This is a genomic window from Streptomyces sp. GbtcB6, assembly GCF_019091475.1.
GTDB lineage: Bacteria > Actinomycetota > Actinomycetes > Streptomycetales > Streptomycetaceae > Streptomyces > Streptomyces hyaluromycini.
On record NZ_JAGXJL010000004.1, the window covers coordinates 102,935 to 118,903 of the forward strand.

13 protein-coding genes are annotated in these 15,969 nt (G+C 71.5%); 4 read left to right on the plus strand and 9 right to left on the minus strand.

The window, feature by feature from the left end:
- Positions 1-31: 31 nt before the first annotated feature.
- Complete coding sequence (locus KVT45_RS08365; RefSeq protein WP_217545882.1) at positions 32-985, plus strand: Bro-N domain-containing protein; 954 nt, start codon at positions 32-34, stop codon at positions 983-985.
- A gap of 69 nt (positions 986-1,054) precedes the next feature.
- Here KVT45_RS08365 and KVT45_RS08370 read toward each other — a convergent pair whose 3' ends face one another.
- From KVT45_RS08370 to pdhA, 3 genes are read right to left on the minus strand one after another with little or no spacing between them, the layout of a single operon-like run.
- A complete protein-coding gene (locus KVT45_RS08370; protein ID WP_217545883.1) occupies positions 1,055-2,521 on the minus strand; it encodes a dihydrolipoamide acetyltransferase family protein in 1,467 nt (488 codons plus the stop codon).
- A gap of 10 nt (positions 2,522-2,531) precedes the next feature.
- A complete protein-coding gene (locus KVT45_RS08375) occupies positions 2,532-3,512 on the minus strand; it encodes an alpha-ketoacid dehydrogenase subunit beta (protein ID WP_217545884.1) in 981 nt (326 codons plus the stop codon).
- Between the two features lie 2 nt (positions 3,513-3,514).
- A complete protein-coding gene (gene pdhA / locus KVT45_RS08380; RefSeq protein ID WP_217545885.1) occupies positions 3,515-4,762 on the minus strand; it encodes a pyruvate dehydrogenase (acetyl-transferring) E1 component subunit alpha in 1,248 nt (415 codons plus the stop codon).
- A gap of 545 nt (positions 4,763-5,307) precedes the next feature.
- On the opposite strand from pdhA, the gene KVT45_RS08385 reads away from it, so the two are divergent.
- Entirely contained in the window at positions 5,308-6,324 is a 1,017-nt protein-coding gene (locus KVT45_RS08385) for a phosphotransferase (RefSeq protein WP_217545886.1), read from the plus strand.
- Positions 6,325-6,390: 66 nt separating this feature from the next.
- Here KVT45_RS08385 and KVT45_RS08390 read toward each other — a convergent pair whose 3' ends face one another.
- A complete protein-coding gene (locus KVT45_RS08390; protein ID WP_217545887.1) occupies positions 6,391-7,977 on the minus strand; it encodes a protein kinase in 1,587 nt (528 codons plus the stop codon).
- A gap of 318 nt (positions 7,978-8,295) precedes the next feature.
- Here KVT45_RS08390 and KVT45_RS08395 point away from each other — a divergent pair, with 318 nt between their 5' ends.
- Complete coding sequence (locus KVT45_RS08395; RefSeq protein WP_217545888.1) at positions 8,296-9,960, plus strand: protein kinase; 1,665 nt, start codon at positions 8,296-8,298, stop codon at positions 9,958-9,960.
- Positions 9,961-10,050: 90 nt separating this feature from the next.
- On the opposite strand, the gene KVT45_RS08400 is transcribed toward KVT45_RS08395, so the two are convergent.
- Positions 10,051-10,590, minus strand: a complete 540-nt coding sequence (locus KVT45_RS08400; RefSeq protein ID WP_181808180.1) for a bacterial proteasome activator family protein — start codon at positions 10,588-10,590, stop codon at positions 10,051-10,053.
- A gap of 121 nt (positions 10,591-10,711) precedes the next feature.
- On the opposite strand from KVT45_RS08400, the gene KVT45_RS08405 reads away from it, so the two are divergent.
- On the plus strand, positions 10,712-11,380 hold the full coding sequence (locus tag KVT45_RS08405; RefSeq protein ID WP_254646479.1) for a hypothetical protein: 669 nt from the start codon (positions 10,712-10,714) through the stop codon (positions 11,378-11,380).
- A 15-nt stretch (positions 11,381-11,395) separates the two neighbouring features.
- On the opposite strand, the gene KVT45_RS08410 is transcribed toward KVT45_RS08405, so the two are convergent.
- The 4 genes from KVT45_RS08410 to KVT45_RS08425 all read right to left on the minus strand — a co-directional run bounded on the left by KVT45_RS08410 (position 11,396) and on the right by KVT45_RS08425 (position 15,923).
- Positions 11,396-12,376: an NAD(P)H-quinone oxidoreductase gene (locus tag KVT45_RS08410; protein ID WP_217545889.1), complete on the minus strand. Its 981-nt coding sequence runs from the start codon at positions 12,374-12,376 to the stop codon at positions 11,396-11,398.
- Positions 12,377-12,439: 63 nt separating this feature from the next.
- Positions 12,440-13,537: a TrkA family potassium uptake protein gene (locus KVT45_RS08415; RefSeq protein WP_217545890.1), complete on the minus strand. Its 1,098-nt coding sequence runs from the start codon at positions 13,535-13,537 to the stop codon at positions 12,440-12,442.
- A complete protein-coding gene (locus KVT45_RS08420; RefSeq protein WP_217545891.1) occupies positions 13,534-14,925 on the minus strand; it encodes a molybdopterin molybdotransferase MoeA in 1,392 nt (463 codons plus the stop codon). The genes KVT45_RS08415 and KVT45_RS08420 overlap by 4 nt, the downstream gene beginning before the upstream one ends.
- Positions 14,922-15,923 (minus strand): NTP transferase domain-containing protein, encoded by a 1,002-nt coding sequence (locus KVT45_RS08425; protein WP_217545892.1) that lies wholly within the window; start codon positions 15,921-15,923, stop codon positions 14,922-14,924. Before KVT45_RS08425 ends, KVT45_RS08420 begins: the two co-directional genes overlap by 4 nt.
- Positions 15,924-15,969: the final 46 nt, after the last annotated feature.

Below are 15,969 nucleotides of genomic sequence, written 5' to 3' on the forward strand. Positions count from 1 at the left end.
CGCCCTAGGTTCCGCAGCGGAGGTGGTTCACATGAATGAACCCGGAAAACGCCAGCCCGACGACCGGCACGACGCCATCAGCATCGACGATTTGGTGTACGCGGCCACAGGGGCGCGCGTTCCTCGGTTGACCATGCCCGACGGAATCCACTGGTTCCCGGCAGTGGCTGTCTGCAAGGAGTTGGGGCTCAGCAACACGCACAAGGCCCTTGCAGATCACGTGCCCAACCAGCGCCGAGGCACTCTCGAGAGCGTCAGCAGCGCTTACGGTCTCAGCGTTCCCGCAGGTAGAAGGTGGCGCCGGGACCTACAACTCATCGATCTCCGGGGCTTGCTCATCCTCGTCCTCGCCTGCACCAAGCCCGCCGCAGCCCCCTTCAAACAGTGGGCCGCCGAGATCATCGCGAAGGTTCACGAGGCAGGTTCCTACACACTCGAAGCGGCCGAGGTGCAGCCGACCGACCCGGGCACAACCGTCGCGTATGCCGTGCCGCAGCCGGTGACGGAGGCCATCGTCCGGCTTGAGGCCCACAGCCTTGACGCCGGCGGGAAGTTGGCGGACAGCTGGTGTGAATCGCTCGCGCGGCAGAAGGAGATGCTGGATCTACAGCGGGAGATGCTGGCCACGCAAGAGGACCTGGCGCAGTTGATGGAGCGCATCACCGACCAGTTTGATGGCCTGGTCTCCGACGCTCTGGTACCCGGCGGTAGCCACCATGTTCAGCCCACCGTTGGATCCGTGCTGGCCACGTGGAGGCAACGTGTGCCCGAGATCGGTGACGTCTGGCCCGTGGCCGTCGTCATCATCCCAGTCCTCGTCGAGAAGGGCGAGCTGCGCGAGCCCGTCGAATCGATCGCGGCCCGAACCGGCCTGACCGCGCACCGGGTCGGCGAGTGCCTCCGGTTGCTGCGCCAGTACGCCTGTATCCGCCCGCGAGGCGGTCCGCAGGGCGAGGCACCGGTCTACGTGCTCAACCAGGCCTGAGACTCGATGAGAAGAGTGGGCGGTCGCAATCCGAAGTTGCGGCCGCCCACTCTCTCAACCTATCCGACCTCAGCCCCAGGTAATCAGCCGCTTCGGCTGTTCCAGGACCGCCGCGATGTCCGCCAGGACCTTCGAGCCCAGCTCGCCGTCCACCAGACGGTGGTCGAAGCTCAGCGCCAGCGTGGTGACCTGACGCGGCTTCACCTTGCCCTTGTGGACCCACGGCTGGAGCTTGATCGCGCCGACCGCCAGGATCGCCGCCTCGCCCGGGTTGAGGATCGGCGTGCCCGTGTCGATGCCGAAGACGCCGACGTTGGTGATGGTCACCGTGCCGCCCTGCATCGCGGCGGGTGACGTCTTGCCGTCCCTGGCCGTGCCGACCAGCTCACCGAGCGCCTCCGCCAGTTGCGGAAGCGTCTTCGCGTGGGCGTCCTTGATGTTCGGCACGATCAGGCCGCGCGGGGTGGCCGCGGCGATGCCCAGGTTGACGTAGTGCTTGAGCACGATCTCCTGGTTCGCCTCGTCCCAGGACGCGTTGATGTCCGGGTTGCGCCTGATCGCGACCAGCAGGGCCTTGGCGATGAGGAGGAGCGGGTTGACCCGGAGGCCCTGCAGGTCCTTGTCCTGCTTCAGCTCCTCCACCAGCTTCATCGTGCGCGTCACGTCCACCGTCACGAACTCCGTGACATGCGGCGCCGTGAACGCCGAACCCACCATCGCCGCCGCCGTCGCCTTGCGGACACCCTTGATGGGGACACGCGTCTCGCGGGCGGTGTCGTAGGAGGCGGCAGGGGCCGCGGGGGTCACGGCGGTCGCGGGGGCCGCCGGCTGCGGCGCCGCCGCCGTTGGTACGGCCGTCGCCGCCGTCACCGCCGCGTGCACGTCCTCGCGCGTGATGACGCCGTCCGGGCCGGACGGGGTCACCGTGGCCAGGTCGACGCCCAGGTCCTTCGCCAGCTTGCGCACCGGCGGCTTCGCCAGCGGGCGGGGGCGATCCTCCGCGGCCGGGGCGGGGGCCGGAGCGGGAACGGGAACGGGAGCGGGGGTGGAAACCGGAGCAGGACCGTGGCCGTTCAGCTCCTGCTGGACGGCGGACCGGACCGTCGCCTCGGCGACCGTGGCCTCCGGGCCCTTGCGCGGGCGGCGCTTGGTGGAGGAGGCCGCCACGCCGTAGCCGACGAGGACCGGCTGGCGGCCCTGCGGCTTCTCCTCCGGCTCCGGAGCCGGCGCGGACTCCTCCACGGCAGCCGCGGGAGCCGCGGCAGCGGCCGCCCCGCCCGCCACGTCCACCGCGATGATCGCCGTGCCCACATCCACCGTGGTGCCCTCGGCGAAGCGCAGCTCGCGGACCACGCCGTCGTAGGGGATGGGAAGTTCGACGGCCGCCTTCGCCGTCTCGACCTCGCACACCACCTGGCCGTCGGTGACCGTGTCGCCGGGCTGGACGTACCACTTGAGGATCTCGGCCTCGGTGAGCCCCTCGCCCACGTCCGGCATCTTGAACTCGCGTACGGACGCTTCCGTCATCGTCGTCACGACCCTCTCCTCAGTACGCCAGGGCACGGTCGACGGCGTCGAGCACCCGGTCAAGGCCCGGAAGGTACTCCTCCTCCAGGCGGGCCGGCGGGTAGGGGGCGTGGTAGCCGCCGACCCTGAGGACCGGGGCCTCCAGGTGGTAGAAGCAGCGCTCGGTGATGCGCGCGGCGATCTCCGCGCCCGAACCGAAGAACACCGGCGCCTCGTGGACCACGACCAGCCGGCGGGTCTTCTCCACCGAGGCCTGGATCGAGTCGAAGTCCATCGGGGAGACGGACCGCAGGTCCAGGACCTCCAGCGACTTGCCCTCCTCGGCGGCCGCGTCGGCGGCCTCCTGGCAGAGCTTCACCATCGGGCCGTAGGCGACGAGGGTCAGGTCGGTGCCCTCGCGGACCACGCGGGCCTTGTGGAGCGGGCCGGGGATGGCCTCGGTGTTGACCTCGCCCTTGTCCCAGTAGCGGCGCTTGGGCTCGAAGAAGATCACCGGGTCGTCGCTCTGGATGGCCTGCTGCATCATCCAGTACGCGTCCGAGGAGTTGGAGGGGGAGACGATCTTCAGGCCCGCCACGTGCGCGAACAGCGCCTCCGGGGACTCGGAGTGGTGCTCGACCGCGCCGATGCCGCCGCCGTAGGGGATGCGGACGACGACCGGCATCTTGACCTTGCCCAGCGAGCGGGCGTGCATCTTGGCGAGCTGGGTGACGATCTGGTCGTACGCCGGGAAGACGAAGCCGTCGAACTGGATCTCCACCACCGGGCGGTAGCCGCGCAGCGCGAGGCCGATCGCGGTGCCGACGATGCCGGACTCCGCGAGGGGGGTGTCGATGACGCGGCTCTCGCCGAAGTCCTTCTGCAGGCCGTCGGTGACCCGGAAGACGCCGCCGAGCTTGCCGACGTCCTCGCCCATGATGAGGACCTTGGGGTCCGAATCCAGCGCGCGGCGCAGCGACTCGTTGATCGCCTTGGCCAGAGCCATCTTTTCCGCTGCCATGGTCAGACCCCCTCTACGTCCGCGAACGACGCCTGGTAGGCGGCGAACTGGGCTCGCTCCTCGTCGACGAGCGCATGCCCGTCCGCGTACACGTTCTCGAAGACGGCGAAGTTGTCCGGGTCCGGCATGGCCCGTACCGCTTCGCGCACTCGCCTGCCCAACGCCTCGGACTCGGCTTCGAGTTCCGCGAAAAATCCCTCGTCCGCGTGGTTTGAGGCCTCCAGGTACCGGCGAAGGCGCAGGATCGGGTCCTTCGCCTCCCAGGCCTCGCGCTCCTCGTCGGCCCGGTACTTGGTCGGGTCGTCGGAGGTGGTGTGGGCGCCCATCCGGTAGGTGTACGCCTCGACGAGCGTCGGGCCCTCGCCGCTGCGGGCACGCTCCAGCGCCCACTTGGTGACCGCGAGGCAGGCCAGCACGTCGTTGCCGTCGACCCGGACGCCGGGGAAGCCGAAGCCCTGGGCGCGCTGGTAGAGCGGGACGCGGGTCTGCTTCTCGGTGGGTTCGGAGATCGCCCACTGGTTGTTCTGGCAGAAGAACACGACCGGGGCGTTGTAGACCGCGGAGAAGGTGAACGATTCGGCGACGTCGCCCTGGCTGGAGGCGCCGTCGCCGAAGTAGGCGATCACCGCGCTGTCCGCGCCGTCCTTGGCGATGCCCATCGCGTAGCCGGTGGCGTGCAGCGTCTGGGAGCCGATGACGATCGTGTAGAGGTGGAAGTTGTTGCTGTTGGGGTCCCAGCCGCCGTGGTTGACGCCGCGGAACATGCCCAGCAGGTTGGTCGGGTCGACCCCGCGGCACCAGGCGACGCCGTGCTCGCGGTAGGTCGGGAAGACGTAGTCGTCCTCGCGGGTGGCGCGCCCGGAGCCGATCTGGGCGGCCTCCTGGCCGAGCAGGGACGCCCACAGGCCCAGCTCGCCCTGGCGCTGCAGGGCGGTGGCCTCGGCGTCGAAGCGGCGGGTGAGCACCATGTCGCGGTACAGGCCGCGCAGCTCCTCGGGGGTGATCCCGGCGACGTACGCGTCGTACTCGGCGTTCTTGACCCGCTTGCCCTCGGGGGTCAGCAGCTGGACGAGTTCGGGATCGGTGCTCTTCTTCGTGGTGCTGCGTGTGGTGGTGCGAGAGGCGGTGCTGGTGGTGGTGCGACTGGTGGTGCGAGTGGTGCGCTTGGTGCCGGCCTTGCTGCCGGTGGTACCGGCTTTGCCTGCGGCGCTGCGTCGCGGTTCGCTCGCGGCACTGCTGTCCACGGTCACGTGTGCTCCTCCGTCGGTCCGGCCCCCGGGGTTGCCGGGTGAACCAGTGCGGCTCACCTGCTTCCGACACCCGTGGCACGGGGTGTGTGCCACTCGGCCGGGAACAGGCGTGACAGGTGCCCCGGCGAGCGCCCTGCAACAAGCACGTTACCCAGTGCTCCACATTTCTGTGAAACCCCTCCTGACCTGCGTTTTTGCTTGGAAATCCAAGTACTTTTTGCTTGGGTTTCCTAGTAAATCGACGCGGGCCGGAAGGTCGCTGGTCAGAGCCTTGCAGGAGGCCGGAGCAACGGCACGTTATCCCGCCGCCCAGGGCCACGGGAAGACATCGAGGCGCCCGATCCGCTCGCCGGGCACCGAGCGCGGCGCCGTGACCCTACGCCTCGCGGCACACCCCCGGGGCGCATCTTTCGCACTTGCATTCGCCACGGTTCACCACGTGACCGAAAGCGACCATTGACGACTGCCTGTGATAACGCCCAGCTCACAGGGCTGACGCTTGCCCTAGCATCTGGCGCGTGCCGCGCTCATGTGTACCACCCCTCGTGCCCCACGCGCCCCCTCTGGGCCCCCTGCTCCGGCTGTACGCCGCCGGTTCCGCGCTCGCCTGCGAGCCTGTCGAACAGGGCCTGCTCAACCGCGGCTACCGCCTCTGCACCACCCGCGGCCGCTACTTCCTGAAGCACCACTTCGACCCGGACACCGCCGACCCGGCCGCCATCGAGCGACGTCATCTGGCCACCCTGCGACTGGCGGCCCTCGGCGTCCCGGTCGCCCCGCCCCTGGCCCACCGCGACGGCCGTACGGTCGCCGTCGTGGGCGGCCACGCCTACGCGCTGCACCCCTGGATCGACGGCCGGCACCGGCACGGCGGACAGCTCACACGCGGGGAGTGCGCGCGGCTCGGCGCGCTCCTCGGCGCCGTGCACGCCTGCCTGGAGTGTGTGATGCCGCCCACGGGGCGCACCCGCCCGGCCACCAGCCCGCATCCGGTCGAGAGCGCCGACCCCGCCGACACCTTCGCGCTCATCGACGACCTGCTCGCCCACGTCAGCCGGCACCGCCCCGCCGACGCCTTCGACGAACTCGCCCGCCACCGGCTGCTCGAACGCCGTGCGCTTCTGGAGCAGCACGCCGGCCGGCGCCCCCCGCGCGGCGCCTCGGTGGGCTGGGTGCACGGCGACTTCCACCCGTTCAACCTGCTCTACAAGGACGACGCGCCCGCCGCGATCGTCGACTGGGACCGGCTCGGGGTGCAGCCCCGCGCGGAGGAGGCCGTACGCGCGGCCGTGATCTTCTTCGTCCGCTCGGCGGGAGCGCTCGACCTGCGGAAGGTGCGGGCGTACGCGCGCGCGTACCGGCGCGCGGCCGGGGCCACGCCCTCGGAGCTCGCGGCGGCCGTGCACCGCGTGTGGTGGGAGCGGCTCAACGACTTCTGGATGCTGCGCTGGCACTACGAGCGCGGCGACACCCGCGCGGACCCCCAGTTCCCGGCCGCCTCGGCGCTCGCCGTGTGGTGGACCCGGGAGTACGACGCGGTGTGCGACGCCTTCGTCCAGTAGCCGGTAGCCGGTAGCCAGTGACCGGTAGCCGGTAGCGGCTGGTCAGCCGAAGGGCGTCGCTGTCCTTCAACCGCCGCCCAGGCCGGTGCCCTCGATGGTGTTGCCGCCGTCGCCGCTGCCGCCGTCCGTACCCGTCGTGTCGGAGGGCTGTCCCTCCGGCGAGCTCGCGGTGTCGGTCGGCTGCGAGGCGCTCGCCGTGTCACTCGGCTCGTCGCTCGGCTCGCTGCTCTGCGTCTCGGACGGGGTGTACGACGGGGTCGACGACGGCGTGTAGCCGGAGTTGTCGTCGCTGCCCGTGCCGCTGGTGTCGGTCTCCGTGTCCGTGGCGGTGTCGCTGGCCTCGTCGGACGGGCTCGCGCTGGCGGTCTCGTCCTTGGTGGTCTGCGAGGTGGTCGGCGACTGCGTCGTACCGGTGCCGCCGTCGCCGCCGCCACCGCCCTTGTTCAGCGCCAGGGCGACACCCGCCGCGATGGCGATCACCGCGAGGACGGCCAGGATCCAGAGCTTGCCGCGGCCGCTGCCCTGGTTGCCGTGCCCCTCGAAACCGCCGTCGTCGCCGCCTCCGTAGCCGCCCGGCAGGATCGGCTGCGGGATCTGGGTGGTCCCGGCGGCGGCCGTCGGGTGCGGCATCACGGTCGTACCGGCGAAACCGGCCGCCGGGGTGTGCCGGCCGTCGTGCACGGATACCGGGCCGGTGTTCCAGGTGCCGGTGTGGCTGCCCTGGTCGTACAGCATCTGCAGGCCGTACTGGACCAGGCCGCGCATCTCCTCGGCGGTCTGGAAGCGGTCGTCGGGCTCCTTGGCGAGCGAGCGCATGACCAGGCCGTCCAGCTCCGGCGGGGCGGCGCCCTCGGAGCTCTGGGACGGCGGCACCGGGATGTCCTGGACGTGCTGGTAGACCACGGCCAGCGGAGTCTCGCCGATGAACGGGGGCCGCAGGGCGAGGAGTTCGTAGAGCAGGCAGCCGGTGGCGTACAGGTCGGAGCGGTGGTCGACGGCCTTGCCGAGCGCCTGCTCCGGGGAGAGGTACTGGGGCGTGCCCATGACCATGCCGGTCTGCGTCATCGTCGTGGACGCGCCGTGCAGGGCGCGGGCGATGCCGAAGTCCATCACCTTGACGGCGCCGTTGTGCGTGATGATCACGTTGGCGGGCTTGATGTCGCGGTGCACGATGCCGTGCTGGTGCGAGTAGGCCAGCGCCTCAAGGACCCCGGAGACGATGATCAGGGCCTGCTCGGGTCCCGGCGCCTGGGCGTCGATCAGCAGCTCACGGATGGTCCGGCCCTCGACCAGCTCCATCACGATGTACGGCACGGACTGGCCGCCGACGACGTCCTCGCCGGAGTCGTACACCGCCACGATCGCATGGTGGTTGAGCCCGGCGACCGACTGGGCCTCGCGCGTGAAACGGGCCTTGGAGACCGGGTCCTCGGCGAGGTCGGCGCGGAGCAGCTTCACGGCCACGGTGCGGCCGAGCCGTACGTCCTCGGCCGCGAACACCTCGGCCATGCCGCCCCGGCCGAGGCGGTGGGTCAGCCGGTAGCGGCCGTCGCCGACCAGACCTCCGTTGCCCCACAGCTCAGGCGAGTCAGACATACCGCCGCCAGTCGCCTCGGGGTCGGACGGGCCCTGGGCGCTGTGCGTCTGTGCCATCGGTCCTCGCCGTCGTTTCTGCCCGCGGTGCGCGCGGTGTTGTCACGGTCTCCGTCGGCCACGCTACAGCCTCCGCGCAACCCGTCGGTCCGGGATCCGGCCCGTGGACGGACCGGCCATCAAACCCGTACCACGCACTCTCGTGCAAATTCTGTGTACCGGACGTACGGCCGCTGTAACGCTTCCGCGACTCTTCCTTCGCGTACGGTCACGGAACGGGCACCGTGCTTGACGTGTCAGTGCCCTCCGGCAGACTTGGCCGGGAATGGGACATTCGATCAACAAGGGTGCCTGAGTGCCGGGCGGGGGACGGGGAAAATGAGCCAGGACGGCGCACGCGGCCGTTATACGGGGTGGGCTCTGGCCGGTGGCCGCTACCAGCTGCGCGACCTGCTCGGCGAGGGCGGCATGGCCTCCGTGCACCTGGCGTACGACGCGGTCCTGGACCGCCAGGTCGCGATCAAGACCCTGCACACCGAACTCGGCCGGGAACAGGCCTTCCGCGAGCGCTTCCGCCGCGAGGCCCAGGCAGTGGCCAAGCTCACGCACACCAACATCGTCTCCGTCTTCGACACCGGCGAGGACGAGTTGGACGGCTCGACGATGCCGTACATCGTCATGGAGTACGTCGAGGGCCGCCCGCTCGGCTCGGTGCTGGAGGAAGACGTACGGCAGCACGGCGCGATGCCCGCCGACAAGGCGCTGAGGATCACCGCCGACGTGCTGGCCGCGCTGGAGATCAGCCACGAGATGGGGCTGGTCCACCGCGACATCAAGCCCGGCAACGTGATGACGACCAAGCGCGGGGTCGTCAAGGTGATGGACTTCGGCATCGCCCGCGCCATGCAGTCCGGGGTCACCTCGATGACCCAGACCGGCATGGTCGTCGGCACCCCGCAGTACCTCTCCCCGGAGCAGGCACTGGGCCGGGGCGTGGACGCCCGCTCCGACCTCTACTCGGTCGGCATCATGCTGTTCCAGCTGGTCACCGGGCGGCTGCCGTTCGACGCGGACTCGCCGCTGGCCATCGCCTACGCGCACGTCCAGGAGGAGCCGGTCGCTCCCTCCTCGATCAACCGTGCCCTTCCGCCGGCCGTGGACGCGCTGGTCGCCCGCGCGCTGAAGAAGAACCCGAACGAGCGCTTCCCGACCGCCGAGTCCATGCGCGACGAGTGCCTGCGGGTCGCCGCCTCGCTCCAGCCGGCCGCGCCGAGCATCGTCCCGGGCATCCCGCCGACGCAGAGCGGCGCCGGAGTCGGCTCCGCCGTGTTCCCGCCGGTCGGCCAGGCCACGCCGGCGCCTCCCGGGCCGCTGCAGACGCCGTACCAGCCGACACCGGCCCCGGCCCCGGCTCCGCACCCGTACGGCACTCCGGCCCCGGCGTACGGCTATCCGCAGCAGGCGGGGTACCGGACTCCGGCCGGGTACGCCCAGCCGGCGCCGTCGACGCCGCCCCCGTACAACATCACGCCCCAGGCGCCTTCCGGAGGTGCCGGTGGTGGCGCGGGTGGTGGTGGCGGGAAGAGCAACCGGCCGGTGGTCATCGGGTCGATCGCGGTGTCCCTGGTCGCGGTGATCGGCCTGATCGTCGCGCTGGCGCTGAACACCGGCGGCGATGGCGACACCGGCGGCAGCGATGGCAGTGGTGGCAGCACCGCGAGCACCTCGGCCTCGCACGCGTCGGGCTACCGCGGTCCCGACACCTCGAAGACCATCGAGAAGACCGAGTGCACCGAACCGCAGGAGTCCTACGACGACCCGGACAAGATCCAGGTCCCGGACTTCAAGTTCAAGTACATCAAGTCGGTCAAGGAGTGCTTCCAGGCCGCCGGATGGCAGATGAAGATCGTCTCCGTGGACGAGAACACGTACGGCGACGGCACGATCATGGAGCAGTTCCCGTCCTCCGGCACGGACGTCGCCCCGAAGGACATGCCGACCATCGAGCTCAAGGTGTCGACCGGCAACCCGGCGACCGGCTGACGCGAGGCGCAGCAGAACGCGAGGCGCAGTAGAAAGGGCCCGGCTGGTCGTACGCCGGGCCCTTCGCCGTCTCGGAAGTCTCAGGGGTGTCTAGAGATACGGCCCGCCGGAGCGGCCGGCCGGGCCGTGCTCCTCGCCCTCGTGGCCGACGCCCGGCGGCAGCGCGCGCCGCATCTGCTCCAGCTGGGCCCGGGCGGCCATCTGCTGGGCGAACAGAGTGGTCTGGATCCCGTGGAACAGTCCCTCCAGCCAGCCCACCAACTGAGCCTGCGCGATACGCAGTTCCGCGTCGGAGGGAGTCGAGTTCTCGGTGAACGGCAGGGACAGCCGCTCCAGCTCCTCCACCAGCTCCGGTGCCAGGCCGTCCTCCAGCTCCTTCACGGAGCTGGCGTGGATCTCCTTGAGCCGGACCCGGCTGGCCTCGTCGAGGGGAGCCGCGCGCACCTCCTCCAGGAGCTGCTTGATCATGCTGCCGATCCGCATGACCTTGGCAGGCTGCTCCACCATCTCCGTCACCGGGATCTCGCGGGAGTCCTCGTCCCCGTTGCCGCCGCCGAGTGCCATCCCGTCCTGGCCCACGACCAGGATCTGCGGATTCTCGGGCGACCGTTCGTTCCTCGGCATCTCCATGCCGCCATTCTCTCGCACCCGTACACCTCACCACCGTGGTGCCCCCCATGGGGGCTGATCCACCTTTCGGATCCGGCCCGGACCGGCCGTAGCCCCATCGGTCGAATCAGAAATGCCGGGTTTGCCATCGAATGTGAGGCTGGTGTGCGTCGGCCTGACGACGACTGTGCTCCAGGAGGTCACCGACGTGACTCCAAGGCTGCGACTCCCCCGCGCCGGTACCCGGCCGCCCGCGGCGCGCGAACGGTCCCTCGGCGGCGGACGGCTCGTGCCCGGCCGTCTGCTCCCCGGCCGTCTGCCGCCCCTCCGTCTGCTGCCCGTCCGTCTCCTGCTCGTCCTCGCGGCGGTCCTGCTGCCGTGCGACACCGCTGTCGCGTACGACCCCGAGCCACTGCCCTCGGACTCCGCCAGCGCCTCGGCCACCCCCGAGCCCTCGCTGGCCGGCACGCTGGCCGGTGAGGGCCGGATGCGACCGGGGCGGCCCCAGGGACCGGCGACGAAGGTCGAGAGCCAGGACGCCGACGACCCCGACGACGAGGGGACGGCGACAGAGCCTGCGTTCAGCGGAGCCGAAAGCCCAGCGGGGACCTCCACACAGCCGCCCCGGGAGGCCGTCCTGGCCCCCACCGCGGCCCAGACCCAGCCGCACCCCGCCGGCCAGGCCATGGGCACCGGTCAGGACGACGACACCGAGCCCATGCTGCACATCCTTCCCCTCGGCAGCGGCCTGGTCCTGATCGGCCTCGGGCTCGGCCTCGCCTTCCTCGGCCTGCGGATACGGCGGGGATAGCCCGGGGACGGGGCGTTACCGGGTGACCAGCAGAACCTTGCCGATGTGCTCGCTGGCCTCGACCACCCGCTGGGCCTGTGCCGCGTCCGCCATCGGCAGTTCCCGGTCGACGACCGGGCGGACATGGCCCTGGGCGATCAACGGCCACACATGCTCCTGCACCGCCGCGACGATGGTCGTCTTCTCGGCGAGCGGCCGGGCGCGCAGCGAGGCCGCGGTGATCGCGGCCCGCTTGCTGAGCAGCGCACCGATGTTCAGCTCACCCTTGACACCGCCCTGCATACCGATGATCGCGAGCCGCCCGTTGACCGCGAGCGCCCGCACGTTCCGGTCCAGGTACTTGGCGCCCATGTTGTCGAGGATGACGTCGGCCCCCGCGCCGTCGGTGGCCTGCTTCACCTCGGCGACGAAGTCCTGCTCGCGGTAGTTGACGAGGATGTCCGCGCCCAGCTCGGCGCAGAAGTCCAGCTTCTCCTTCGTACCCGCGGTGACCGCGACCCTGGCGCCGATCGCCTTGCCCAGCTGGATCGCCATGGTGCCGATGCCGCTGGAGCCGCCGTGCACGAGAAGGTTCTCGCCGGGGCGCAGGTGGGCGATCATGAAAACGTTCGACCAGACCGTGCAGGCCACCTCGGGCAGCGCGGCGGCCTGCTTCAGGTCCACGCCCTCGGGCACCGGCAGCAGCTGCCCGGCCGGCACGGCGACCTTCTCGGCGTAGCCACCGCCCGCGAGCAGTGCGCACACCTCGTCGCCGACCGACCAGCCGGAGACGCCGGGGCCGAGCGCGGCGATCCGCCCGGAGCACTCCAGACCGGGGTACGGGGAGGCGCCCGGCGGCGGGCTGTAGTTGCCCTGCCGCTGCAGGATGTCGGCACGGTTGACGGCGCTGGCCACCACCTCGACCAGCACTTCGCCCTCACCGGGCACCGGATCGGGAACCTCGTCCCACACCAGCGCCTCGGGCCCACCGGGTTCGGGAATCGTGATCGCATACATGCGGCCGACGCTACTCCCCGCCCGTCCGGACCCCGCTGGTGACGCCCCCGGCTGCTCGCCCGGTCAGGCGCGGGGCAGCGGTCGTACGTCCGGCGCGATCCGGGTGCCCGGCGAGGCCCGCACGATCGTGATCAGCCGGTCCGCCGGCTCGATCGTGCCGACGGCCGGATCGTCGTACCCGAGCATCCGGTGTCCGCGTACGACGCTCACCACCAGGTCGGCCGTCTCGCGAGGGGTCTTGCCGACCTCGGCCTTGACCGCCGGACGTTCCACGAGGTCCAGGCCGCTGCCCTGCTGGATGAGGTCCTCCATGACCATGCCGGCGGCCGGGCTGAGCACGGACAGCCCGAGGAGCCGCCCGGCGGCGCTGGCGCTGGTGATGACGGCATCGGCGCCGGACTGTTTGAGCAGCGGCGCGTTCTCCTCCTCGCGGACCGCGGCCACGATCTTCGCGGCCTTGTTGAGCTGCCGGGCAGTCAGGGTCACCAGCACAGCCGTGTCATCACGCTGGGTCGCGATGATGATCTGCCGGGCCCGCTGCACCTCGGCCCGCTTCAGCACATCGCTGCGGGTCGCGTCGCCCATGACCCCCGCGTATCCGTCGGCGGTGGCCGCCTCGATCACCTTGGAGCTCGGGTCGACCACGACCACCTGCTCCGCCTTCAGCCCGGTCGCACAGACGGTCTGGATCGCCGACCGCCCCTTCGTCCCGAACCCGACGACGACGGTGTGATCCCGCAAGGCGGACCTCCAGCGGTTCAGGCGCCATTCCTCCCGGGTGCGTTCGGTGAGGACTTCGAGCGTGGTGCCGACCAGGATGATCAGGAACAGCACGCGCAGGGGCGTGATGACGAAGATGTTGGTGAGCCGCGCACCGTCGCTGACGGGGGTGATGTCTCCGTAGCCGGTGGTGGAGAGGGTGACGGTCGCGTAGTAGAAGGCGTCGAGGAGGTCGACGGAGCCGTCGGAGTTGTCGGTGTAGCCGTCGCGGTCGGCGTAGACGATCAACGCGGTGGCGACCAGCACCAGCAGGGCCATGGACAGCCGTTTGGCGACCTGGCGGATCGGGCGCTCCACCACTTTCGTCGGGAGTTTCACCCGATGGGTCACCAGGTGTTCGTCCGCCTGGCGGGCGATGGCGTCCTGGCCCGGAAGTTTCACGTGAAACACACTCCGACGCCCGCGGCCGCCCACGGCAGGTCAAGGAGTTCCGTCTCCTCACCCTGCTGTGCTCCGCCCGGCGGCACGACCGCGAGCGCGTCGGCGGCGGCGATGCCACGGAGCATGGCCGGGCCGTTGTAGTGCAGCGGGATCGCGGTGTCGCCCCGCAGGACGACCGGGACGAGCCGAGTGTCGTACGGATGTCCGTGCGTCGCTTCTGCCAGCGGCACCGCATACGGCTCGGGGGCCGGGTGGGCGGCGAGGGTACGCAGGAGGGGTTCGGCGAGGGTGAGCAGGCCGGAGACGGCGGCGAGCGGGTTGCCGGGGAGGCCGACGAGGTGCTGGTTCTGCTTGATGCGGGCCAGCAGCATGGGGTGGCCGGGGCGCACCTTGACGCCGTCGACGAGGAGTTCGGCGCCGATGCGCTCCAGGGTGGGGTGGATGTGGTCGACCGGCCCGGAGGCGGTGCCGCCCGTGGTGACGACGAGATCGGCTGTCGAGGAGGTGATCGCCTTGTACAGGGCCTTGGCGTCGTCACCGAGCCGGCGTACGGCGGTGACCTCGGCGCCGAGCGCGCGCAGCCAGGGCGGCAGCATCGGGCCGAGCGCGTCCCGGATGAGCCCGTCGTGCGGGAGCCCCTCGGTCAGCAACTCGTCGCCCAGGATCAGGACTTCGACGCGGGGGCGGGGGACCGCGGTGACGGTGTCGTATCCGGCGGCGGCGGCGAGGCCGAGGACGGCCGGGGTGGCCAGGGTGCCGACGGGCAGCAACTGGTCGCCGCTACGGCACTCCTGACCGCGCGGGCGGATGTCCTGGCCGTGGACCATCTCACGGGTGGGGTGCAGTCGGCCCTGGGCGTCGAGACGGCCGTGCTCGCTGCGCAGCACCGCGGTGGTGTCCGCAGGGATCCGGGCGCCGGTGGCGATGCGGACCGCCTCGCCGTCGGTGAGCGGCTCGGGCTGCGCGTGCCCGGCCAGCACACCCTCCTCGCGTACGTCCCAGGGGCCGGGGCCGGCGACCGCCCAGCCGTCCATCGCGGAGGTGTCGAAGGAGGGCAGGTCGGTGAGCGCGTTCAGCGGGACGGCGAGGGTCAGTCCGAGGGCGTCGGCCAGCGGTACGGAGACGGGGACCCGGCGGGCGCCGGACCGGGCGGCGCGGGCGGCGGTCTCGCGGGCCTGGGGCCAGGGGGTGGCGCGGTGGCGGTGCGCCGACGGTCCGCCGTGGGCGTGCTCGCCCTGGGCGTGCGCGCCGCGGTGGGTGGGCGCGGCGGTCGCGTCCTGCCGGGGCTCCCTGGGCTCTCTCACGAGGGCGAGCGCCTCCTCGACGTCGAGATCGTCGTCGGTGTCCGCGGCGGCGGATGTGCCGGCCCGGGTACCGGGGGCGGTCACCGGCCGGGCCCGGGGGCAGGGCTGCCGGGGCCCGGCTTGTCGGAGCCCGGCCCGTCGGCGGCAGGCTTCTCGGCGGCGGGCTTCTCACCGACGGGCTTCTCGGCGGCAGGCTTCTCGCCAGCGGGCTTCTCGCCGGCGGTGTTCGCCTCTTCCGCCCAGCGCAGGGCGAGCGCGGCGGCCTTGTGGGCCGCCTCGGCGACCGCCTTGGGGCCGCCCTTGCCCTGTGCGGCCGCGTAGCCGACGAGGAAGGTGGTCAGCGGGGCGGCGGGACGGGCCACGCCGTGCGCGGCGTCCCGGGCCAGGTCGAGCAGGACGTGCGTGTCGACGTCCAGGTCGATGCCCAGCTCGTCCTTGACTGCGGAGATCCATTCATCCAACACGTGCCCATGCTCCCTGATGCGTGCCCTGGCGTCGGCGATGTCGTCCCAGGTGTCGCAGTCGAAGGACGCGAGGGGGTCCGGGACGCGGGTGAGGTCCAGTGCGGCGGTCAGGCGCCGCAGCGGGAGGCCGGTGAGGCCGTTGTCGCCGCCGTTGCCGTTGCCTTCGGCGAGGGCCGCGAGGGTGTGGCGGAGTGCGGTGGTGCGGTAGGCCGCGACGAGGGGCTGGTCCCTGCCGTCGGCGTCGGTGAGCAGCGCGGCATCCGCACCGGAGGCGCGGAGGGCCGACAACAGGCGCTCCACGGTTGCCTCTTCGAGGAACGGGAGGTCTGCCGACAGTACGACCGCGCAGTCGGCGGTGGTGTGACGCAGGCCGGCGTCGAGGGCGGCGACCGGGCCGCCGCCCGGGGGGTTCTCGCGGGTCCAGCGGACCGGGCGGGAAGTGGGGCGGGGGGCCGCCACGACGACGGTCCGCCGTGCGCCGGCGCAGGCCGCGAGGACGCGGTCGAGGAGGGGGCGGCCGCCTACCCGGACGGAGGGCTTGTCGGCCCCGCCGAGGCGCCTGGCGGCACCGCCGGCCAGCACGATCGCGTCGTAGGGCGGGGGGTCGGTGGCGGTCACCTTTCGAGTATGGGGGGCGTTCTGATCACGGGGAACCGATGGGAGG